This is a genomic window from Variovorax sp. SPNA7, assembly GCF_033807855.1.
Taxonomy (GTDB): Bacteria; Pseudomonadota; Gammaproteobacteria; order Burkholderiales; family Burkholderiaceae_C; genus Variovorax; species Variovorax beijingensis.
Genome location: NZ_CP138513.1, coordinates 3,113,742 through 3,133,287 on the forward strand (window position 1 = coordinate 3,113,742; position 19,546 = coordinate 3,133,287).

The following is a 19,546-nucleotide window of genomic DNA, read 5'->3' on the forward strand; positions in this document are numbered from 1 at the left end:
GTCGTGAGCCTCGAATTATATGCTATTCCCGTGATAAATGAAGTGGCTTGGACTGTTCAAAGCGCCACTTTGCGCCGGGATTTTGACCAGACGACGGCAAACAGCGCCGAACCGAGCGCCAATGCGGCGGCCGCCACCAGCAGCGGGAGCTCGAAAGACCCGGTTCGCTGGGCCAGCGGCGCCGCAAACAGCGGGCCGATGATCTGCCCGACCCCATAGGACGCGGTCGCATAGCCGATCAGCCCGGCCGCAGCATTGCCGCGAAGCCGGCGCGCATCCCGCATCGCAAAAAGCGTGATGGCCGTGAAAGGCATGCCGAGCAGCAGGCTGCCGAGCGCAAAGCCGGTGATGGTGGGCCAGGCCACCGACAGCACCACGCCCAGCGCCTGCAGCGCATAGGCCGCCGCCAGCAGCAGCCGGTTGTCCCAGTGGATGGGCGCGCGGGCACCGATCAGCGCGCCCGGGATGATCGCCAGCCCGAACAGCGGCCAGAAGAAGTCGGGCCACGACGAGCCCGGCAGCGCCTGGCGCGCGATCACCGGCAGGAAGGTGGCGGTGATGATGTAGCCGAAGCCGGCCAGCCCATAGAGCGCGACCAGCCAGACGGCGTCGCTGCGCGCCGAAGGCGAGGCGACCGCACCCGCCTGGGCGGACGGCGCGCCCGCGGAGCCTTGCGCCGAGGGCGATTCGCCATCGTCGAACACGCGCCAGATCGACGCCACCAGCACCACCGCCAGCAGGCCCAGGCCGATCCATCCCGCCTCCGATCCCCAGCGCCCCAAGGCGCCGCCGAGCAGGCCGGTCATCGCGATGCCGATGCCGGGGCCGGTGTAGATCACGCCGGCCAGGGCCGGGGAATTCGTCTCCGCCAACCGCCGCAGCCCCCAGCCGGACGCGAAGACGAAGACCCAGGCGCTCATCACGCCGGCTGCCGCGCGCAGGATGCCCCAGCTCGTGAAGCTGTGGAGCACGCCCATGCCCACCAGCAGGGCCGCCGTGGCCACCAGGCCGCCGCGCACCATGCGCTTGGCCTGGATGCCGATGGCCGCGCAACTGACCGCGCCCAGGAAGTAACCGAGGTAATTGAGCGAAGCCAGCACGCCGCCCGCCTCGAGTTGGAGCTTTCCCTCGTGCAGCATGATCGGCAGCATGGGCGTGAAGGCAAAGCGCCCCAGGCCCATGGCAACGGCCAAGGTCACCATGCATGCCAGTGCCGCGCGCCAGGCACCGCGCCTGTCCCGTCCGATATCCGACATTTCCTTCGATTCCGTTGTTCTATTCCAGCAGCGCGGCGGCCACCAGCTTCTTTGTATAGGGGTGCTCGGGCGCGTCGAGCACGCGCTCGACCGCGCCGGCTTCGAGGATGGCACCGTCCTTCATCACGATGACGTGGTGCGCCATGGCGCGGATCACCTCGACGTCGTGCGTGATCAGCAGATAGCTCAGGCCGCGTTCCCGCTGCAGGCGCTGCAGCAGGCCCAGCACCTGCTTCTGGATCGTCACGTCGAGCGCGCTGGTGGGCTCGTCGAGCACCAGCAGTTGCGGATCGACGATGAGCGCGCGCGCAATCGCGAGCCGCTGGCGCTGCCCACCGGAGAACTCGTGCGGATAGCGGTCGAGCAGCGAGGGAAACTGCGCCTCGCCCAGGCCCACGTCGGCCAGCGCCGCCAGCGCCCGCGCGCGGCGCTGCGCCGTGCTGAGCTCGGGCGCGTGCACGCGCAGCCCCTCGCCCACGATCTGCTCGACCGTCATGCGCGGCGAGAGCGAAGAGAACGGGTCCTGGAAAACCACCTGCATGACGCGGCGCAAGGCCAGGTCGGAACTGCGGTCCACCGCCCAGCCCTTGCCGTCCACCTTGAGCGCGCCCTGGTGCTTCAGCAGCCCGAGCGCGGCCAGCGCCAGCGTCGACTTGCCCGATCCGGACTCGCCGACCACACCCAGGGTTTCGCCGGGCGCAATGCGGAAGTCCGCGTCCTGCACCGCGATGAACTCGCCCTTGCGGAACCAGCCGGCAAAACCGGGCCGCGGCACCGGGTAGCTCACGCGCAGGCCGGTGGCCTCGAGCACCGGCCGCGCGCCGGCCCCCGCCGGCACGGCGATGACATCGCGCTCCGGGTGGCTGTCGATCAGCTTGCGGGTGTAGGCGTGCTGCGGCGCCTCGAACACGGCCGCCACGGCGCCCTGCTCCACCACGTGGCCGTCTTCCATCACGGCGATCCGGTCGGCGAAGCGGCGCACCAGGTTGAGGTCGTGCGTGATCAGCAGCACGGCCATGCCATGCTTGCGCTGCAGATCGGCGAGCAGCTCGAGGATCTGCGCGCGCACCGTGACGTCGAGCGCGGTGGTCGGCTCGTCGGCCAGCAGCAGGCGCGGCTTGCAGGCCAGCGCCATGGCGATCATTGCGCGCTGGCGCTGGCCGCCCGAAAGCTGGTGCGGAAACGCCCTTGCCCGCCGCGCCGGCTCCGGAATGCCGGTGTCGGCCAGCAGCTGCACGGCCGCCGCCTGTGCCGCGCGCGCCGACAGGCCCTCGTGCAGTTCGAGCACCTCGGCGATCTGGTCGCCCACGGTGTAGAGCGCGTTGAGGGCGGTCATCGGCTCCTGGAAGATCATCGCGATCTCCTTGCCGCGGACGCCGCGCAGCTCCCGTTCAGGGATCGAGAGCAGGTCGCGCCCGCTTGGCGCATCTGCAGAGCCGAACAAGGTCGCGGTGCCGGCCACGTCGGCGTTCTGCGCCAGGCGCAGCAGCGACAGCGCCGTCACGGTCTTGCCCGAACCCGATTCGCCGACGAGCGCGAGCTTCTCGCCCGCGGCAATGCGGAAGTCGATGCCGTGCACCACCTCCTTGCCGCCGAAGGCCACGCGCAGGTCTTTCACGTCCAGCAGCGGCTGATGGTGCTTCATTTGGCTCACTTGTCGGCCTTCCGCGGATCGAGGGCATCGCGCAGCGCGTCGCCCATGAAGGTGAGCAGCATCAGCGTCACGACCAGCACGCCGAAGGTGGACAGCGAGATCCACCAGGCGTCGATGTTGGCCTTGCCCTGGCTCAGCAGTTCGCCGAGCGACGGCGTGCCCGGCGGCACGCCCAGGCCCAGGAAATCGAGCGAAGTGAGCGCCAGGATGGCCGAGCTCATGCGAAACGGCAGGAAGGTGACGACCGGCACCATGCTGTTGGGCAGGATGTGGCGCCACATGATCTGCAGGTTGCCCACGCCCAGCGCCCGCGCGGCGCGCACGTAGTCCATCTGGCGGTTGCGCAGGAACTCGGCGCGCACGTAGTCGGCCAGGCCCATCCAGCCGAACAGGCTCAGCAGGATCAGCAGCAGCGCCACGCTGGGCGCGAAGATCGCGCTGAAGATGATCAGCAGGTAGAGCTCGGGCATCGATGCCCAGATCTCGATGAAGCGCTGGAACGCGAGGTCGATCTTGCCCGCGAAATAGCCCTGCACCGCCCCCGCCGCCACACCCAGCACGGTGCCGATGACGGTCAGCGCGAGGCCGAACAGCACGCTCACGCGAAAGCCGTAGATCAGTTGCGCAAGCAGGTCGCGGCCGCGGTCGTCGGTGCCGAAGAAGTTCTCGCGCGAGGGTGCCGCGGGATTGGGCTGGGAGGCAAAGTAGTTCAGCGTGCGCGGGCCGTAGCGGTTGGGTGCATAGAGCGCCCAGTTGGAGCCCTCGGTGATGCGCTTCTGGATGAAGGGATCGAGGTAGTCGGCGGGCGTCTCGAAGTCGCCGCCGAAGGTTTTCTCGGAGTAGTCGCGCAGCACCGGGAAGTAGGTCTGCCCGGCATAGCGCACGACCAGCGGCTTCTCGGTGGACAGCAGCTCGGCGAACAGGCTCAGCACCACCAGGATCGAGAAGACGACCAGGCTCCAGAACCCCAGCGGATTGCGGCGGAAGCGGCGCCAGGCGCGGCGGCCCGGGCTCGCGGAAACAACGGCGGCGCTAGTCAAACTTGACCCTCGGATCGACCCAGACGTAGCAGAGGTCGGAAATCAGCTTGGTGACCAGGCCGATCAGCGTGAACAGGTAGAGCGTGCCCAGCACCACGGGATAGTCCCGGCGGATCACGCTCTCGTAGCTCAGCAGGCCCAGGCCGTCGAGCGTGAACAGCGTCTCGATCAGCAGCGAGCCGGTGAAGAACGCGCCGATGAAGGCCGACGGAAAGCCCGTGATGATCGGGATCAGCGCATTGCGGAACACATGCTTCCAGAGCACCTGCCGCTGCGACAGCCCCTTGGCGCGCGCGGTCAGCACGTACTGCTTGCGGATTTCCTCGAGGAAGGAATTCTTGGTGAGCATGGCGGTGACGGCAAAGCTGCCGAGCACCATCGACGTGACAGGCAGTGCGATGTGCCACAGGTAGTCGACGATGCGCGCGCCCCAGTTCATGCTTTCCCAGTTGGGCGATGTGAGGCCGCGCAGTGGGAACCACTGCAGCTGCCCGCCGAAGATCACGAGCAGCGCCACCCCCAGCACGAAGCCCGGAATGGCATAGCCGATCAGCACGATCAGCGTGGTGATGAAGTCGAAGCGCGTGCCGGCCCTCACCGCCTTGGCCACGCCGAGCGGCACCGCGATCAGGTAGCTGATGAAGAAGGTCCAGAGGCCGAGGCTGATCGACACCGGCATCTTTTCCTTGATGAGCTGCCAGACGTCCTTGCGCTGGTAGAAGCTGGTGCCCAGGTCGAAGCGCGCGAACGACTTCAGCATGGTCCACAGGCGCTCGTGGGCAGGCTTGTCGAAGCCGTAGAGCTTGCGGATCTCCTCGACGCGCTGCGGGTCGAGGCCCTGGCGGCCGCGGTAGCCGGCGCCGCTGGCCGCGGCCCGCTCGCCGCCCGAATCGCGCCCCTGCAGCTGCGCCACCATCTGCTCGACCGGACCGCCCGGCACGAACTGGATCACGCCGAAGGTGATGACGAGCACGCCCAGCAGCGTGGGGATCATCAGCAGCAGGCGCTTGAGGATGTAGCTGGTCATTCGGTGTTCATGTCCGGTGCGGCCGCGTCATTTGTTGGCGGGCGAAGCCCACCACGTGGTGAGCGCCCAGTCGCCGGCATCGTAGTACGGCGGAATGGTCGGCGGCAGCACGAACGGCGCCGGCCGATAGCCGATCAGGAACGCATTGCCGTAGTACTGCGGAATCGAGTAGTAGCCGTTGGAGAGCACCCTGTCGAGCACGCGCATGGCCGTGGCCAGCTCGGGCCGCGTGGTGGCCGCCAGCACCTTGCCGACCACCGCGTCGACCGCCGGATCGGCAATGCCCCAGATGTTGGACGAGCCCGTCGTGTCGGCCGCCTTGGAGCCGAACAGCTCGAGCAGTTCGCCGCCCGGCGCGCTGTTGCCGGGCAGGCGCAGCGAGGTCATCTCGAAGTCGAAGTTCTGCATGCGCTGCTGCGAGAGCGAGAAATCGACCGTGCGAAACGTCATCTCGATGCCGAGCTTGCGCAGCGCCGTCTGCAGCGGCGTCACGACACGGATCAGCCCGGGCTGGTCGTTGAGGAACTCGATCGTGAAAGCCTCGTTCTTCGCGTTGCGCAGCGCGCCGTCGCGATAGGTCCAGCCGGCTTCTTCCAGCAGCGCCCTCGCCTTGCGCAGGTTCTCGCGCAGGCTGTTGGGCGGCGCCGTGCTCGGCGGTTGCGGGGCCGGGCCGAACACCTCGGGCTTGAGCTTGCTGCGCAGCGGCTCCATCAGCGCCAGTTCGTCGGGCTTGGGCAGGCCCTCGGCATGGAATTCGCTGTTCGGAAAGTAGCCTTGCACCCGCGTGTAGATGCCGTAGAACAGCTGGCGGTTGAGCCACTCGAAGTCCATTGCCAGGCCGATGGCCTGCCGCACGCGCGCGTCCTTGAACTTGTCCTTGCGGATGTTGAACACGTAGCCCTGGAAGTCGCCGGGGTTGTGGTTCTCGAAGGCGCGCTTGACGATCTCGCCGCTGTCGAACTGCCTGCCCTTGTACTGGCGCGCCCAGTTGCGCGAGGTGAATTCGCGCATGAAGTCGAACTCGCCGGCCTTCAGGCCCTCGAAGCGCGCGGTTTCGTCCAGGTAGACCCGGAAGGTGATGCGATCGAAGTTGTAGAGCCCCTTGCGCACCGGCAGGTCGGCGCCCCAGTAGTCGGCGCGGCGCACATAGGTGATGTCGCGGCCCAGGCGGTCGCTGGCCGGCTTGTAGGGGCCGGAGCCGATCGGCATCTCGGTGACGATCTGGTCGAAAGGCTTGCCCCCGCCCCATTGACGGCTGAAGACCGCCATGCCGCCGATCACCAGCGGCAGTTCGCGGTTCGGGCTCGCAAAGTCGAAGCGCACGACGCGCTCGCTGGTGGCCGTGGCCTTTTTCACTTCGGCGTAGATGGTGCGGTACTGCGGCGCGGCCAGCGGGCCGGTCAGGGTGTTGAACGAATGCACCACGTCGGCCGCCAGCACCGGCGAGCCGTCGTTGAAGCGCGCCTTGGGGTTCAGGCGGAAGGTGGCCGAAAGGCGGTCGGGCGCCACCTCGATGTCTTCGGCGAGCAGGCCATAGACCGTGGTCGGCTCTTCGGAATTGCCGGTCATCAGGCTCTCGAACATCAGCGAGCCGATGCCCGAGGGCGCCGTGCCCTTGAGCGTGAACGGGTTGAGCTTGTCGAAGTTGGTGGGCCGCGTGGGCGGCACCATCCGGATCTCGCCGCCCTTGGGCGCATCCGGATTCACGTAGCTGAAGTGGGTGAAGCCCGGCGGGTACTTGATGTCGCCGAACTGCGCGTAGGCATGGGCGGCCCATGAAGGAGCCGCCGAGAGCGCCAGAAAAAGAAGCAGCCAAACCCGCATGCGAGAATTCTGCCCAAGATTTTCACGAGGCAACTTCATGGGCTTTCTTTCCGGCAAAAAACTGTTGATCACCGGCGTGTTGAGCAATCGCTCCATTGCCTACGGCATAGCCAAGGCCTGTCACGAACAAGGCGCCGAGCTTGCTTTCAGCTACGTCGGCGAGCGATTCAAGGACCGTATCACCGAATTCGCCGCAGACTTCGGCTCCAAGCTTATTTTTGACTGCGACGTGGGCGACGACGCGCAGATCGACAAGCTCTTTGCCGACCTGGGCCAGGCCTGGCACAGGTTCGACGGTTTCGTGCACAGCATCGGCTTTGCGCCGCGCGAGGCCATCGCGGGCGACTTCCTCGAAGGGCTGTCGCGCGAGGGCTTCAAGATTGCGCACGACATCAGCGCCTACAGCTTCCCGGCCATGGCCAAGGCCGCCCTGCCCTACCTCAACGACAAGTCGGCGCTCCTCACGCTGACCTACCTGGGCGCCGAGCGCGCGCTGCCCAACTACAACACCATGGGCCTGGCCAAGGCCTCGCTCGAAGCGTCGGTGCGCTACACCGCGGCTTCGCTCGGCCCCAAGGGCATGCGGGTCAACGGCATCAGCGCCGGGCCGATCAAGACGCTGGCGGCCAGCGGCATCAAGGGCTTCGGCAAGATGCTCTCCGCGGTGGCCGATGCCTCGCCCATCCGCCGCAACGTGACCATCGAGGAAGTCGGCAACGTGGCTGCCTTCCTGCTGAGCGACCTGGCCAGCGGCGTCACCGCCGAGATCACCTATGTGGACGGCGGCTTCAGCAACGTCGTGGCGGGCATGGCCGAGTAATCGATCGGCGGCGTCCTCTTGCTGAACAGACGCTCCCTCCTGCTCGCCGGCCTCGGCGCGCTGGCGGCCCGCGTGGCCGCCGCGCGCGAGGCCGCGCCGGCATTGATGCTGGCCGAGGTCTACCGCCCCGGCATGTCGCTGGCCGACTACTGGGTCAGCGAAAAATTCGACGGCGTGCGCGGCTACTGGGACGGCAAGCAACTGTGGACGCGCGGCGGCGAACCGGTGGTGGCGCCCGCCTGGTTCATCGCGCCGCTGCCCAAGCAGCCGCTCGACGGCGAACTGTGGGCCGGCAGGGGCCAGTTCGCGCATGCGGTTTCCACCGTGCGCAGCCAGACGCCCAACGACACCGCCTGGCACGGCATGCGCTTCATGGTGTTCGACCTCCCGGCCCAGGGCGGCGATTTCACGGCGCGGCTGGCCGTCCTGCGCAAACTGCTGCCGATCACCGATGCGCCGTGGGTGGTGCCCGTGCCGCAGGAGCGCGCCACCACCCATGCGGAACTGCAGGCCCTGCTCGCCAAGACCGTGAAGATGGGCGGCGAAGGCCTGATGCTGCACCGGGGCGGATCGCTCTACCGCGCCGAACGCAACAACGACCTGCTCAAGGTCAAGACCCACGACGACGCCGAGGCCCGGGTGGTCGGGCACATGCCCGGCAAGGGCCGGCACAGCGGCCGGTTGGGCGCGCTGCTGGTCGAAACTCCGGAGGGCAAGCGCTTCAAGCTCGGCAGCGGCCTGACCGACGCCGAGCGCGAGAACCCGCCCGCCATCGGAAGCTGGGTGACCTACCGCTACAACGGCACCAACCCGGGCGGCTTGCCCAGGTTTGCGCGCTTCATGCGGGTGCGCAGCGACCGGCCCTCCTGAAGCGCGGCGCGCGCCCTCCCGCGTCCTTGCCGCTTACTTCTTCTTCGGCGCGGCCACGCAGTCCGCGTAGTAGCGCTTCTTGCCGGTTTCGTCGACGCGCGCCACCAGGCCGTGGATGTCGGTCTCGAAGCCCGGGCACTGCGAGTTGAACTCGCGCGAGAACCGGAGGTAGTCGACGATCTTCTTGTTGAACACCTCGCCCGGAATCAGGAGCGGAATGCCCGGCGGGTATGGCGTGATCAGGCTCGTGGTGATGCGGCCTTCGAGCTCGTCGATCTCCACGCGTTCGGTCTTGCGGTGCGCAATGTGGGCGAAGGCATCGCTCGGCTTCATGGCCGGCGTGAGGTCGCTCAGGTACATCTCGGTCGTCAGGCGCGCCACGTCGTAGCGTGCGTAGAGCTGGTGGATGTGCTGGCACAGGTCGCGCAGGCCCAGGCGTTCGTAGCCGGGGTGCTGCTGGCAGAACTCCGGCAGGATGCGCCACATCGGCTGGTTGCGCGCGTAGTCGTCCTTGAACTGCTGCAGCGCCGTGAGCAGCGTGTTCCAGCGGCCCTTGGTGATGCCGATGGTGAACATGATGAAGAAGCTGTAGAGCCCGGTCTTCTCCACGATCACGCCGTGCTCGGCCAGGAACTTGGTCACCACGCTCGCGGGAATGCCGGTCTCGGCGAAGTTGCCTTCGAGGTCGAGGCCCGGCGTCACGATGGTCGACTTGATCGGATCGAGCATGTTGAAGCCGTCGGCCAGTTCGCCGAAGCCGTGCCAGTTGCGCGGCGACTTCTTGCTCTTGCTCTGCTTGCCGTTCTTCTCGCCCGTCATGATCCAGTCTTCGGCGCGGCCGATGCCTTCGTCGACGAGCTTCTCGGGGCCCCAGACCTTGAACCACCACTCATCCTTGCCGAATTCGTCTTCCACCTTGCGCATGGCACGGCGGAAGTCGAGCGCCTCCAGGATGCTTTCCTCCACCAGCGCGGTGCCGCCGGGCGGCTCCATCATGGCCGCGGCCACGTCGCAACTCGCGATGATCGCGTACTGCGGGCTGGTCGACGAGTGCATCAGGTAGGCCTCGTTGAACAGGTCGCGGTCGAGCGCACGGTTCTGCGAGTCCTGCACCAGCACGTGGCTGGCCTGGCTGATGCCCGCGAGCAGCTTGTGGGTCGACTGCGTGGCAAACACCAGCGACTCCTTCGGCCGCACGCGGCGCTTGCCCATCGCGTGGTAGGCGCCGTAGAACGGGTGGAAGGCCGCGTGCGGCAGCCAGGCCTCGTCGAAGTGCAGCGTGTCGACGTAGCCGTCGAGCATGTTCTTGATGGTCTCGGTGTTGTAGATCACGCCGTCGTAGGTCGACTGGGTGAGCGTCATCACGCGCGGCTTGACCTTGTCGGGGTCGACATCTGCCAGCAGCGGATTGGCCTTGATCTTGGCCTTGATGGCGCTCTGCTCGAACTCGCTCTTCGGAATCGGGCCGATGATGCCGAAATGGTTGCGCGTGGGCTTCATGAACACCGGAATCGCGCCGGTCATGATGATCGCGTGCAGGATCGACTTGTGGCAGTTGCGGTCGACCACCACCACGTCGTCGGGCGCCACCGTGTGGTGCCAGACCATCTTGTTGCTGGTGCTGGTGCCGTTGGTCACGAAGAAGCAATGGTCGGCGTTGAAGATGCGCGCCGCATTGCGCTCGCTGGCCGCCACCGGGCCGGTGTGGTCGAGCAGCTGGCCGAGTTCTTCCACCGCGTTGCAGACGTCGGCGCGCAGCATGTTCTCGCCGAAGAACTGGTGGAACATCTGGCCCACCGGGCTCTTCAGGAATGCCACGCCGCCCGAATGGCCCGGACAGTGCCACGAGTACGAGCCGTCTTCCGCGTAGTCGATCAGCGCCTTGAAGAACGGCGGCTGCACGCCTTCGAGGTAGCTCTTGGCCTCGCGGATGATGTGGCGCGCCACGAACTCCGGCGTGTCCTCGAACATGTGGATGAACCCGTGCAGCTCGCGCAGGATGTCGTTCGGGATGTGGCGTGAGGTCTTGGTCTCGCCGTAGATGTAGATCGGCACGTCGGCGTTCTTGCGCCGCACCTCGCCGATGAAGCTGCGCAGGCTCAGCACAGCGGGATCGAGGTCGGGGCCGACCGTGAATTCCTCGTCGTCGATCGACAGGATGAAGGCGCTGGCGCGGCTTTGCTGCTGCGCGAACTGGCTCAGGTCCCCGTAGCTCGTGACGCCCAGCACCTCGAAGCCCTCCGTCTCGATGGCCTGCGCGAGCGCGCGAATGCCGAGGCCCGAAGTGTTTTCGGAGCGGAAGTCCTCGTCGATGATGACGATGGGGAAGCGAAATTTCATGAGCAGGGCTCCGGACAGGCAATGAGGCGCGAAGTGTACGGAATTCGGATGAAGGATTGAGTCAGGTTTTGACACAGAATGTCGTGCATTCACCAAAGAGGAGAAGTCATGGCGAATTCCACCATCTGGTGGCTGATAGCGGGGGCCGCCGTCGTGCTGGAGTTGCTTTCCGGCACGGTCTACCTGTTGCTGCTGGCGACCGGTTTCGCGGCGGCGGCCATTGCGGCGCACCTGGGCGCCGGCACCGTCGCGCAACTGGTCGTGGCGGCGGTCGTCGGCGTGGGGGCGGTCCTGGTCTGGTATGCCGTCCAGCGCCGGCGCCCGGCCGCTGCGCCCACGGCATCGAACCGCGATGTCAACCTGGACATCGGGGAGACCATCCACGTCGAGGCATGGAACCCCGACGGCACCGCCACCGTCCGCTACCGCGGCGCCCAGTGGACCGTGGTCCCGCGCTCGGGCCAGGCCCCCACCACCGGCGAACACCGCGTGGTCGAGGTGGTCGGCAGCCGCCTCGTGGTCGACAAGACCTGATCAGAACAGAACCCTAGAGGAGAAAACCATGGAATTTTCGGTACCCATCATCATCCTGGTCATTGCGATCATCTTCATCAGCCAGTCGGTCAAGTTCGTGCCGCAGCAGAACGCATGGGTGCGCGAGCGCCTGGGCAAGTACCACGGCACCATGACGCCCGGGCCCAACTTCCTGATCCCGTTCATCGACCGGGTCGCCTACAAGCACAGCCTGAAGGAAATCCCGCTCGACGTGCCGAGCCAGATCTGCATCACGCGGGACAACACCCAGCTGCAGGTCGACGGCATCCTGTACTTCCAGGTGACCGACCCGATGCGCGCGAGCTACGGCTCATCGAACTACATCGTGGCCGTGACGCAGCTGGCGCAAACCTCGCTGCGCAGCGTGATCGGCAAGCTCGAACTCGACAAGACCTTCGAGGAGCGCGACGTCATCAATGCGCAGGTGGTCGCGGCCATCGACGAGGCGGCGCTCAACTGGGGCGTGAAGGTGCTGCGCTACGAGATCAAGGACCTGACGCCGCCCAAGGAAATCCTGCTGGCCATGCAGGCGCAGATCACCGCCGAGCGCGGCAAGCGCGCCCTCATCGCCGCCTCCGAGGGCCGCCGCCAGGAGCAGATCAACATCGCCACCGGCGAGCGCGAGGCCTTCATCGCCCGCTCCGAAGGCGAGAAGCAGGCCCAGATCAACAACGCCCAGGGCGAGGCCGCCGCCATCACCGCAGTGGCCACCGCCACGGCGGACGCCATTGAACGCGTGGCAGCCGCCATCCGCCAGCCCGGCGGCGAGCAGGCCGTGCAGCTCAAGGTGGCCGAGCGCGCGGTCGACGCCTACGGCAAGGTCGCGGCCGACTCCAAGACCACGCTGATCGTGCCGAGCAACATGACCGAAACCGCCGCCCTCATCGCTTCCGCGATGCGCATGGTCCAGGCCGGCAAGCCGCAGAATCCGGCCTGAGCGACTGCTACAATCGAAGGCTCAGGAGCGGTGGATGAGCGGTTTAAGTCGCACGCCTGGAAAGCGTGTGAGGGTTAATAGCCCTCCGCGGGTTCGAATCCCGCCTGCTCCGCCAGAGAAGTCATAGGTTTCATGCGGGTTTCCAGCCCGTCAGCATGTTTACCCACATCAAACCCATCAATGCAGAAACGCTTGATGGGTTTTTTGTTGGGAAAGTGCGTTGCCTTGGCGCAACTCGGAGATTGGCCCGGCCCGCTTCGTCTGGCGGTACCATCCAAAGGTTTTACTTTCAAGCCTGCAAAAGGAGGAGCCTCGATGGCTGCACAGCCCCCCACCGTGCCGCGTGGCAAGACGTCGCTCGACAAGACGCTCAAGAAGAGCGAAGAAGTGGCCGCCGATGTGCAGCGGGCCTCGGACAATCTCGCGGTCGTGAACACGGTGCTCGAACAGGAACTGCCGGACGAAGTGCAGGTTGGCGAAGTGGCGCAGGCCATCGAGCAGACGGGCCAGCTCGAGCAGAAGCTCGCCAAGTCGGCCGAGAAGCTGGCCGAAGTCAATGCGGCGCTGAGCGAGGAAATCGAGAAGCGCCGCGAAGTGACGGCCGAACGCGATGAAAGCCAGGCGCTGGCCGAAGAGCTCAAGGCAAGGATCCGCTCCGACAACAAGCACTGAGCGCAGCGCCGCGCCAGAACGCGCTGTCCGTATCCCTTCTCCTACGCTGCGGCCGCGTCCGGCACGCTACGCTATTGGTTCTCAGAACGAAACCACGGCATGGCCCTCATCACGTTCCTCGTCGAGGACAACAAGACCATCAGGGACAACCTGGTCCCGGCCCTCGAAGATCTGGTCAATGGCCAGGTCGTCGGCTTTGCCGAAACCGAAACGGACGCGCTCGCCTGGCTCGCCCTTCATCCCCATGACTGGCAACTGCTCATCGTCGACCTGTTCCTGAAGGAAGGCTCCGGCCTGGGTGTGCTCTCGGGCTGCAAGGCACGCGGTCCGGGCCAGCGCGTCGTGGTGCTGAGCAACTACGTCACCGCCGACATCCGCGCACGCTGCGAAGCACTGGGCGCCGATGCGGTATTCGACAAGTCGCGCGATCTCGACGCCTTCATCGAATACTGCAACACCGACCGGCCCTCGGGGTTTGCAACCCTGGCCTGAAAAGCGCGGCCGGCAGGCACAAGAAAAAGGGCCCGAAGGCCCTTTTCTCTTTGGCGCGCCTGGATCAGCGAACCACGGCGATCTGCGTACGCACGCCACCCTTGTAGGTGAAGAGCGTCAGCGCGCCGTTCTTGATGTCGCCCTTTTCGTCGAAGGCGATCGGGCCGGTCACGCCCTTGTATTGCACCTTGCCGACTTCGGGCAGGTACTTTTCAGGATCGGAAGAACCGGCCTTGACCATGGCTTCGGCCAGCACGTTGACCGCGTCGTAGACGTACGGTGCGTAGATCTGCACTTCCACGCCGTTCTTGGCCTTGAACTTGGCCTTGAAGTCTTCCAGCGGCTGCTTGAAGTCGCCGTCGACACCGCCGGCTTCGGCGCAAACCACCATCTCTTCGCCGATGGCATCGCCAGCCAGCTTCGGCAGTTCGCCGGTGCACAGGCCGTCGCCGCCCATGAACTTGACGTTCAGGCCGAGCTGCTTGACCTGCTTGAGCATCGGGCCGCCAACGGCGTCCATGCCGCCGAAGAACAGCACGTCGGGCTTGGCAGCCTTGAGCTTGGTCAGGATGGCGTTGAAGTCGGTCGACTTGTCGGTGGTGAATTCGTGGCCGACGATGGTCGCGCCGGCGGCCTTGGCTGCCTTCTCGAACTCTTCGGCAACGCCCTGGCCGTAGGCCGTGCGGTCGTCGATCACGGCAATGTTCTTGCCCTTGAGCGTTTCGACGGCGTACTTGCCCAGCGTGCCGCCGAGTTGCGTGTCGTCGGCCACCACGCGGAACGTGGTCTTGAAGCCTTGGCGCGTGTACTTGGGGTTGGTTGCCGACGGCGAGACCTGCGGAATGCCAGCGTCGCTGTAGAGCTTGGAAGCGGGAATGGTCGTGCCCGAATTCAGGTGGCCGACGATGCCGTTGACCTTGCTGTCGACCAGCTTCTGGGCCACTGCGGTGCCTTGCTTCGGATCGCCGGCGTCGTCTTCGGCCAGCAGTTCGAACTTGGCAACCTTGTCGCCGATCTTCAGGCCCTTGGCATTGAGGTCTTCGATGGCCATCTTGGCGCCGAACTCGTTGTCCTTGCCCAGGTGGGCAATGGCACCGCTGGTGGGGCCGACGTGGCCGATCTTGACGATCAATGCATCTGCCGGAGGCGCTGCAGGTGCCGGGGCCGCTGCCGTGGGCGCCGGAGCGGCGGGCGCAGCAGCTTCTTCTTTCTTGCCGCAAGCCACAAGCGTGAGAGCAGCCAGTGCGACCGCAGTCCATTTCAATTGCATGAGAACCTCCAGAACATTGATGAATAAACTAAAAACCGGTCGTGTGATCCGGGCGCGAAGACCTCGCAAGTTTCGCGCCGCAGACCAGCGGCACCCTCCCGCCCGATCGACCTGGCGCGCAGTTTAGCTGAAGCTTTATGCGCCGGAAGCTGGCGTAGACCCTGTGTTTTCAGAGAGCTCGGCGGCCATCGCCTCGATCACCAAAGCACGCAGCACGGCCTCGATTTCCTCGCGCAGCCGAGGCACCATTGCATCGAGCTGCTGCTGCACGGCGGCAGAGACCGTGTCGCTCAGGCGCTCTTCCAGGGACAGGTCGACGCGCTGCAGCACGCGGTGCAGAAGCTGCTCTTCGAGGCGGACGATTTCGGCCTCGGAGCGCTGCTCGGCCGGGGGCAATGCCACCGCTTCGGCGGGGTCGACCACTGGTGATGGCGGCACGCTGGCGGGTGTCGCCGCCTCGGCGGCGCCCAGCGGCTCGGCCGGCAGGTCGAGCACCGTGGTCAGCGTGGGAACGAACCGGGGCGGCGTACGCAGCGTGCTGGCCATCAGGAAGCGCTCCTTGCAAAGTCGTGCGGCTGGATCGAATAGCCCCGGTCGGCATAGTGGCGCCAGCGCGAGCGGCCGATCTGCCGGTCGTCGGCCTCGTTGCTCACGATGTCGACCAGGCGCTCGAAGCGCTCGAAGCCGACGGGCACCGTGGGCCCGAGATTGACCAGCATCTCGCGGTGTGCAAGCCCCGCGGCGTCCGTGCCCTCGGCGCAAAGAATGACCGGCGAGCGCGCCACCAGGTGGGGCTGGGCATCGCCGCGGCAATGCGCGATGAAGTCGCAGGGCGAGAGTTGCCAGAGCGCCGCATCGACCGCCTCCAGCATCTGCGGCTCGCCCACCACGACCACCCGCAAGCCACGCGCGCTCAAGGCCTTGCGGACCAGCCGGCAGGCGTAGTTCGCCTTGTCCGGCAGGTTGAAGTGAAAGCCGATTTCCGTCACTGCGCGGACCGGGCCTTGCGCGCGGCCGCGCCGGGCTCCTTGCGCGCCGCCTTCCTGGGCGATGCCGCCTGGGCCGCGCCGCTGCGCGCGCGTTCCATCAGATAGGACACCAGCAGTCCCACCGGCCGGCCGGTCGAGCCCTTGGCCGCCCCGCTCTTCCAGGCCGTGCCAGCGATGTCCAGGTGGGCCCAGGCGAAATCGCCGGCAAAGCGCTGCAGGAACTTGGCCGCGGTGATGGCGCCGCCGGCACGGCCGGCCACGTTGGCGACATCGGCAAAATTGCTCTTCAGGCCTTCGGCATATTCGTCGTCCAGCGGCAGCCGCCAGCAGCGGTCCTGCGATTGCTCGCCGGCTGCCTGGAGTGCGTCGGCCAGCGAATCGTCGCTGGTGAACAGGCCGCTGCGCACGCCGCCCAGCGCCACCACGCAGGCACCGGTGAGCGTGGCGATGTCGATCACGGCCGCCGGCTCGAAGCGCTTGGCATAGGTGAGCGCATCGCACAGGATGAGGCGGCCTTCGGCATCCGTGTTGAGCACTTCGATGGTCTGGCCGCTCATGCTGGTCACCACGTCGCCGGGCTTGATCGCGCGGCCGTCGTTCATGTTCTCGCACGAGGGCACGAGGCCCACCACGTTGATGGCGGGCTGGATTTCGCCGAGCGCGCGGAAGGTGCCCAGCACGCTGGCCGCGCCGCACATGTCGAACTTCATTTCGTCCATTTCGGCCGCCGGCTTCAGCGAGACGCCGCCGGTGTCGAAGGTGATGCCCTTGCCGACCAGCACCACGGGCGCCTGGTCCTTGGGCCCGCCCTGATAGCGCAGCACGATGAAGCGCAGCGGCTCGGCCGAGCCTTGCGCCACGGCCGCGAACGAGCCCATGCCGAGTTTTTGCACTTCCTTGGGCCCCAGCACCTCGCATTTGATGCGGGGCAGCTTGCCGAGCTCCTTGGCCGCCTCGGCCAGCAGCGTGGGCGTGCAGTAGTTGCCGGGGCGGTTGCCCCACTCTTTTGCGAGCTCGATGCCGGAGACGGTGGCACGGGCTTCGTCGAAGGCCTTGCCCACCGCTGCCGCGTCGGCCACGCCGAGCGTCAGCTGGCGGATGGTGCGCCCGTTCTCGCCGTTCGAAGTCTTCGCCTTGGTGGTGGTGTAGACGTAGCTGGCGTCGGCGGCGGCGGCCACGGCGCTGCCCACGGCGGCGCCATCGGCCTCTTGCGCGAAGGCCATGACCACGCGCTTGGGCCCGTAGGCCTTGGCCGCATTGACCGCCGCAATGACGCCGCTGCGCACCGAGGCGGGCTTGCAGTCGCCGATGGCGGCCAGCACCACGCGCGAGGCCACCACTTCGTCGGGGTGGTAGAGCGCGAGCAGCTTGCCGGCCTTGTCGGGCAGGTCGCCGGCCTTGCGGGCGCTGGCAATCAGCGCGGACAGGGGGTCCTTGGCAGTGAGGGGGGCGCTGCCGACGAGCACGATCAGCACGTCGGATTTTTCGGCCGCGGCGCGGGCGACGGTGAGGGTCTTGAGCTGAAAGTCCATAATCCTTTTTTTCCTCGAACGATGTTATTCCATTCTTCCCTACGCAAGGAGCTGTCGCGCAGCTTCGGAGCGACCCTCGTGGTCCTGGTCACCATCGTGATGACCATGATGCTCATCCGTACGCTCGGGCTCGCCTCCAAGGGCAGCGTGAACCCGTCCGAAGTGTTCCTCGTGATGGCGTACACGGTGCTCGGCTACATGCCGACCATCCTGAGCCTGAGCCTGTTCATCGCCATTGTCGGCACCTTGTCGCGCATGTACCGCGACAGCGAGATGGTGATCTGGTTTTCCAGCGGACGGGGCCTGGCCGATTTCGTCGAGCCGCTGTTCCGCTTTTCCTGGCCGGTGCTGGTGCTGATTGCCGTCATGGCGCTGCTGGGCTGGCCCTGGGCCAACTCGCAGACCATCGGCATGCGGGCGCAATATGAAGGGCGCAGCGACATCGAGCGCGTCACGCCGGGCGAATTCCGCGAATCGTCGGGGCGCATGCGGGTCTTCTTCATCGACAAGGACACGCCGGATGGCGCCACGGCCACCAATGTGTTCATCTGGGCGATCGAGCGCGGCCTGCAGATCACGACCTCGGCACGCAGCGGACGCATCGAGAACGTCGGCGACAACCGCTTCCTGATGCTGAGCAACGGGCAGCGGCTCGAGCGGCCGCTGCTGCCCACCGCGGGGCTCAAGATCAGCGAATTCGAGACCTATGGCACCCGGGCCGGCGGCACCTCCGACTTCTCCGCGGACAAGACGCCGCCGCGCGCCAAGCCCACGCTCCAGCTGCTGCGCGAGCCTGGCGACGCCAGCCGCGGCGAACTGGCCTGGCGCATCGGCATGCTGCTGGCGGCCATCAATTTCGTGCTGCTGGCGCTGACGGTGTCGAGCGTCAATCCGCGCGTGGGGCGAAGCGGCAACCTGCTGTTCGCGCTGTTCGCCTTCGTCGTCTACTACAACATGCTCAACCTGGGCCAGAGCTGGATCAGTTCCGGGCGCTTCGGCATGGGCTCGTTCATGCTGCTGCTGCACGGCGGCGTCCTGCTGATCGGTGTTGCGTGGCTGCTCCTGCGCAACAACAACTGGGGCCGCAGGCGCAGGACCGAGCACGTCATGGCCGGTGGCCTGCCGCCTTCGCCGCCCTCGAAAATCGACCCGACCTCGTGAAAACAATCCGACGCCTGATCTATGTCGAGGCACTGAAGGCCGTGGCTTTCGTGACCCTCGGCTTCCTGAGCCTGTTCTTCTTCTTCGACTTCGTCGACGAGCTGCAGTCGATCGGCCGGCCCGAAAGCCTTGCCTACGGCCCCGCGCAGGCACTGATCTACGTGACGCTGCTGATTCCGAGCCACCTCTACGAACTGCTCCCGATCACGGTGCTGATCGGCTGCATCTTCGTGATGGCGCGCCTTGCGCAAAGCTCGGAATACACCATCCTTCGCACCAGCGGCCTGGGGCCGTGGCGCGCCCTGCGCACCCTGCTGCTGCTGGGCGTGGGCTTCGTCGTCCTGACCTTTGCCATCGGCGACTACATCGCGCCGGCATCCGAGCGCACCGGCCAGCTGCTCAAGTCCCGCTACCAGGGCTCCTACTCGCTGGTCGGCAACACCGGCGCATGGCTCAAGGAAAAGCGCGAGAACGTGTCCTATGCCGTCAACGTGCTGTCCATCGCACGCGACGGTTCGCTCAAGAATGCGCGCATCTTCGAGTTCGACGCCAACGGCTATGTGCGCAAGCAGCTCGTCGCGTCCTCGGCGCGCATCTTCGACGACCACTGGCAGCTGTCGGACGTCGAGCTGCAGGACTACGAGACGCGCACCTCCGCGGAAAAGGCCCGCATCGTGACCACCAAGGTGCCGCAGCTCGACTGGTCGACCACGCTGACCAGCGAAATGGTGTCGGTGGCGCTGCTGCGGCCCGACCGCATGGGCACCATCGACCTGTTTGACTACATCCAGCACCTGGAGGCCAACGGCCAGACCGCGCAGCGCTACGAGATCCAGTTCTGGCGCAAGGTCTTCTACCCGCTCTCGTGCCTGGTGATGGTGGTGCTCGCCCTGCCCTTCGCCTACCTGCACTTCCGCCAGGCCGGCATCACCACCTACGTGTTCGGCGGCGTGATGATCGGCATCAGCTTCTTCCTGCTGAACAACGTGTTCGGCTACCTCGGCAACCTGAGCAACTGGTCGCCATGGCTGACGGCGGCGGCGCCCGGGCTCATCTATTCGGTGATGTCGCTTGCCGCCTTCAGCTGGCTGGTGCTGCGAAGGTAGC

Annotated in this window: 18 protein-coding genes and 1 tRNA gene; 9 read left to right on the forward strand and 10 right to left on the reverse strand. The window is 66.4% G+C overall.

The features are described from left to right. Positions 1 to 56: 56 nt before the first annotated feature. From RZE77_RS14580 to RZE77_RS14600, 5 genes are read right to left on the reverse strand one after another with little or no spacing between them, the layout of a single operon-like run. A complete protein-coding gene (locus RZE77_RS14580; RefSeq protein ID WP_319438097.1) occupies positions 57 to 1,256 on the reverse strand; it encodes a YbfB/YjiJ family MFS transporter in 1,200 nt (399 codons plus the stop codon). A 19-nt stretch (positions 1,257 to 1,275) separates the two neighbouring features. Beyond that, entirely contained in the window at positions 1,276 to 2,901 is a 1,626-nt protein-coding gene (locus tag RZE77_RS14585; protein WP_319438098.1) for an ABC transporter ATP-binding protein, read from the reverse strand. A 5-nt stretch (positions 2,902 to 2,906) separates the two neighbouring features. After that, positions 2,907 to 3,950: an ABC transporter permease gene (locus tag RZE77_RS14590; protein WP_319438099.1), complete on the reverse strand. Its 1,044-nt coding sequence runs from the start codon at positions 3,948 to 3,950 to the stop codon at positions 2,907 to 2,909. Then, positions 3,943 to 4,977, reverse strand: coding sequence for a microcin C ABC transporter permease YejB (locus RZE77_RS14595; RefSeq protein WP_319438100.1), 1,035 nt, complete (start codon positions 4,975 to 4,977; stop codon positions 3,943 to 3,945). Before RZE77_RS14595 ends, RZE77_RS14590 begins: the two co-directional genes overlap by 8 nt. A 27-nt stretch (positions 4,978 to 5,004) precedes the next feature. Then, positions 5,005 to 6,801, reverse strand: a complete 1,797-nt coding sequence (locus RZE77_RS14600; protein ID WP_319438101.1) for an extracellular solute-binding protein — start codon at positions 6,799 to 6,801, stop codon at positions 5,005 to 5,007. Between the two features lie 37 nt (positions 6,802 to 6,838). On the opposite strand from RZE77_RS14600, the gene fabI reads away from it, so the two are divergent. Beyond that, positions 6,839 to 7,621 (forward strand): enoyl-ACP reductase FabI, encoded by a 783-nt coding sequence (fabI, locus tag RZE77_RS14605; protein ID WP_319438102.1) that lies wholly within the window; start codon positions 6,839 to 6,841, stop codon positions 7,619 to 7,621. 18 nt (positions 7,622 to 7,639) lie between these two features. Then, complete coding sequence (locus RZE77_RS14610) at positions 7,640 to 8,491, forward strand: DNA ligase (RefSeq protein ID WP_319438103.1); 852 nt, start codon at positions 7,640 to 7,642, stop codon at positions 8,489 to 8,491. A 33-nt stretch (positions 8,492 to 8,524) separates the two neighbouring features. Here RZE77_RS14610 and RZE77_RS14615 read toward each other — a convergent pair whose 3' ends face one another. Beyond that, positions 8,525 to 10,831 carry an arginine/lysine/ornithine decarboxylase gene (locus RZE77_RS14615; RefSeq protein WP_319438104.1) on the reverse strand — a complete coding sequence of 769 codons (2,307 nt, stop codon included), beginning with the start codon at positions 10,829 to 10,831 and terminating at the stop codon, positions 8,525 to 8,527. 108 nt (positions 10,832 to 10,939) lie between these two features. Here RZE77_RS14615 and RZE77_RS14620 point away from each other — a divergent pair, with 108 nt between their 5' ends. The 5 genes from RZE77_RS14620 to RZE77_RS14640 all read left to right on the forward strand — a co-directional run bounded on the left by RZE77_RS14620 (position 10,940) and on the right by RZE77_RS14640 (position 13,487). After that, positions 10,940 to 11,365 (forward strand): NfeD family protein, encoded by a 426-nt coding sequence (locus RZE77_RS14620; RefSeq protein WP_319438105.1) that lies wholly within the window; start codon positions 10,940 to 10,942, stop codon positions 11,363 to 11,365. A 28-nt stretch (positions 11,366 to 11,393) separates the two neighbouring features. Continuing rightward, positions 11,394 to 12,323: an SPFH domain-containing protein gene (locus RZE77_RS14625; RefSeq protein WP_012747840.1), complete on the forward strand. Its 930-nt coding sequence runs from the start codon at positions 11,394 to 11,396 to the stop codon at positions 12,321 to 12,323. Between the two features lie 24 nt (positions 12,324 to 12,347). Next, positions 12,348 to 12,438 (forward strand) — tRNA-Ser (locus RZE77_RS14630). A gap of 200 nt (positions 12,439 to 12,638) precedes the next feature. Continuing rightward, positions 12,639 to 12,995 (forward strand): hypothetical protein, encoded by a 357-nt coding sequence (locus tag RZE77_RS14635; protein WP_278876550.1) that lies wholly within the window; start codon positions 12,639 to 12,641, stop codon positions 12,993 to 12,995. A gap of 99 nt (positions 12,996 to 13,094) precedes the next feature. Next, on the forward strand, positions 13,095 to 13,487 hold the full coding sequence (locus RZE77_RS14640; protein ID WP_319426083.1) for a response regulator: 393 nt from the start codon (positions 13,095 to 13,097) through the stop codon (positions 13,485 to 13,487). Positions 13,488 to 13,551: 64 nt separating this feature from the next. Here the strand turns inward: RZE77_RS14640 and RZE77_RS14645 are convergent, their stop codons facing one another. The 4 genes from RZE77_RS14645 to RZE77_RS14660 form a co-directional block, all read right to left on the reverse strand. Continuing rightward, complete coding sequence (locus RZE77_RS14645) at positions 13,552 to 14,757, reverse strand: branched-chain amino acid ABC transporter substrate-binding protein (protein WP_319426085.1); 1,206 nt, start codon at positions 14,755 to 14,757, stop codon at positions 13,552 to 13,554. 135 nt (positions 14,758 to 14,892) lie between these two features. Further along, positions 14,893 to 15,303, reverse strand: coding sequence for a hypothetical protein (locus tag RZE77_RS14650; RefSeq protein ID WP_319438106.1), 411 nt, complete (start codon positions 15,301 to 15,303; stop codon positions 14,893 to 14,895). Further along, the gene (locus tag RZE77_RS14655) at positions 15,303 to 15,746 is read right to left on the reverse strand and encodes a DNA polymerase III subunit chi (protein ID WP_319438107.1); all 444 of its coding nucleotides are present in this window, start codon (positions 15,744 to 15,746) and stop codon (positions 15,303 to 15,305) included. The genes RZE77_RS14650 and RZE77_RS14655 overlap by 1 nt, the downstream gene beginning before the upstream one ends. After that, on the reverse strand, positions 15,743 to 17,278 hold the full coding sequence (locus tag RZE77_RS14660) for a leucyl aminopeptidase (protein WP_319438108.1): 1,536 nt from the start codon (positions 17,276 to 17,278) through the stop codon (positions 15,743 to 15,745). Before RZE77_RS14660 ends, RZE77_RS14655 begins: the two co-directional genes overlap by 4 nt. Positions 17,279 to 17,299: 21 nt before the next feature. On the opposite strand from RZE77_RS14660, the gene lptF reads away from it, so the two are divergent. Continuing rightward, positions 17,300 to 18,439 (forward strand): LPS export ABC transporter permease LptF, encoded by a 1,140-nt coding sequence (gene lptF, locus RZE77_RS14665; protein WP_319438109.1) that lies wholly within the window; start codon positions 17,300 to 17,302, stop codon positions 18,437 to 18,439. Continuing rightward, entirely contained in the window at positions 18,436 to 19,545 is a 1,110-nt protein-coding gene (gene lptG / locus RZE77_RS14670) for an LPS export ABC transporter permease LptG (RefSeq protein WP_319438110.1), read from the forward strand. The genes lptF and lptG overlap by 4 nt, the downstream gene beginning before the upstream one ends. Position 19,546: the final 1 nt, after the last annotated feature.

What these genes read in the sequence shown, in the direction of transcription:
- RZE77_RS14580 (WP_319438097.1), bottom strand. Translation starts at nt 1,256, where the DNA reads ATGTCGGATATCGGACGGGACAGGCGCGGTGCCTGGCGCGCGGCACTG.
- RZE77_RS14585 (WP_319438098.1), bottom strand. Translation starts at nt 2,901, where the DNA reads ATGAAGCACCATCAGCCGCTGCTGGACGTGAAAGACCTGCGCGTGGCC.
- RZE77_RS14595 (WP_319438100.1), bottom strand. Translation starts at nt 4,977, where the DNA reads ATGACCAGCTACATCCTCAAGCGCCTGCTGCTGATGATCCCCACGCTG.
- RZE77_RS14600 (WP_319438101.1), bottom strand. Translation starts at nt 6,801, where the DNA reads ATGCGGGTTTGGCTGCTTCTTTTTCTGGCGCTCTCGGCGGCTCCTTCA.
- fabI (WP_319438102.1), top strand. Translation starts at nt 6,839, where the DNA reads ATGGGCTTTCTTTCCGGCAAAAAACTGTTGATCACCGGCGTGTTGAGC.
- RZE77_RS14615 (WP_319438104.1), bottom strand. Translation starts at nt 10,831, where the DNA reads ATGAAATTTCGCTTCCCCATCGTCATCATCGACGAGGACTTCCGCTCC.
- RZE77_RS14620 (WP_319438105.1), top strand. Translation starts at nt 10,940, where the DNA reads ATGGCGAATTCCACCATCTGGTGGCTGATAGCGGGGGCCGCCGTCGTG.
- RZE77_RS14625 (WP_012747840.1), top strand. Translation starts at nt 11,394, where the DNA reads ATGGAATTTTCGGTACCCATCATCATCCTGGTCATTGCGATCATCTTC.
- RZE77_RS14635 (WP_278876550.1), top strand. Translation starts at nt 12,639, where the DNA reads ATGGCTGCACAGCCCCCCACCGTGCCGCGTGGCAAGACGTCGCTCGAC.
- RZE77_RS14640 (WP_319426083.1), top strand. Translation starts at nt 13,095, where the DNA reads ATGGCCCTCATCACGTTCCTCGTCGAGGACAACAAGACCATCAGGGAC.
- RZE77_RS14645 (WP_319426085.1), bottom strand. Translation starts at nt 14,757, where the DNA reads ATGCAATTGAAATGGACTGCGGTCGCACTGGCTGCTCTCACGCTTGTG.
- RZE77_RS14650 (WP_319438106.1), bottom strand. Translation starts at nt 15,303, where the DNA reads ATGGCCAGCACGCTGCGTACGCCGCCCCGGTTCGTTCCCACGCTGACC.
- RZE77_RS14660 (WP_319438108.1), bottom strand. Translation starts at nt 17,278, where the DNA reads ATGGACTTTCAGCTCAAGACCCTCACCGTCGCCCGCGCCGCGGCCGAA.
- lptF (WP_319438109.1), top strand. Translation starts at nt 17,300, where the DNA reads ATGTTATTCCATTCTTCCCTACGCAAGGAGCTGTCGCGCAGCTTCGGA.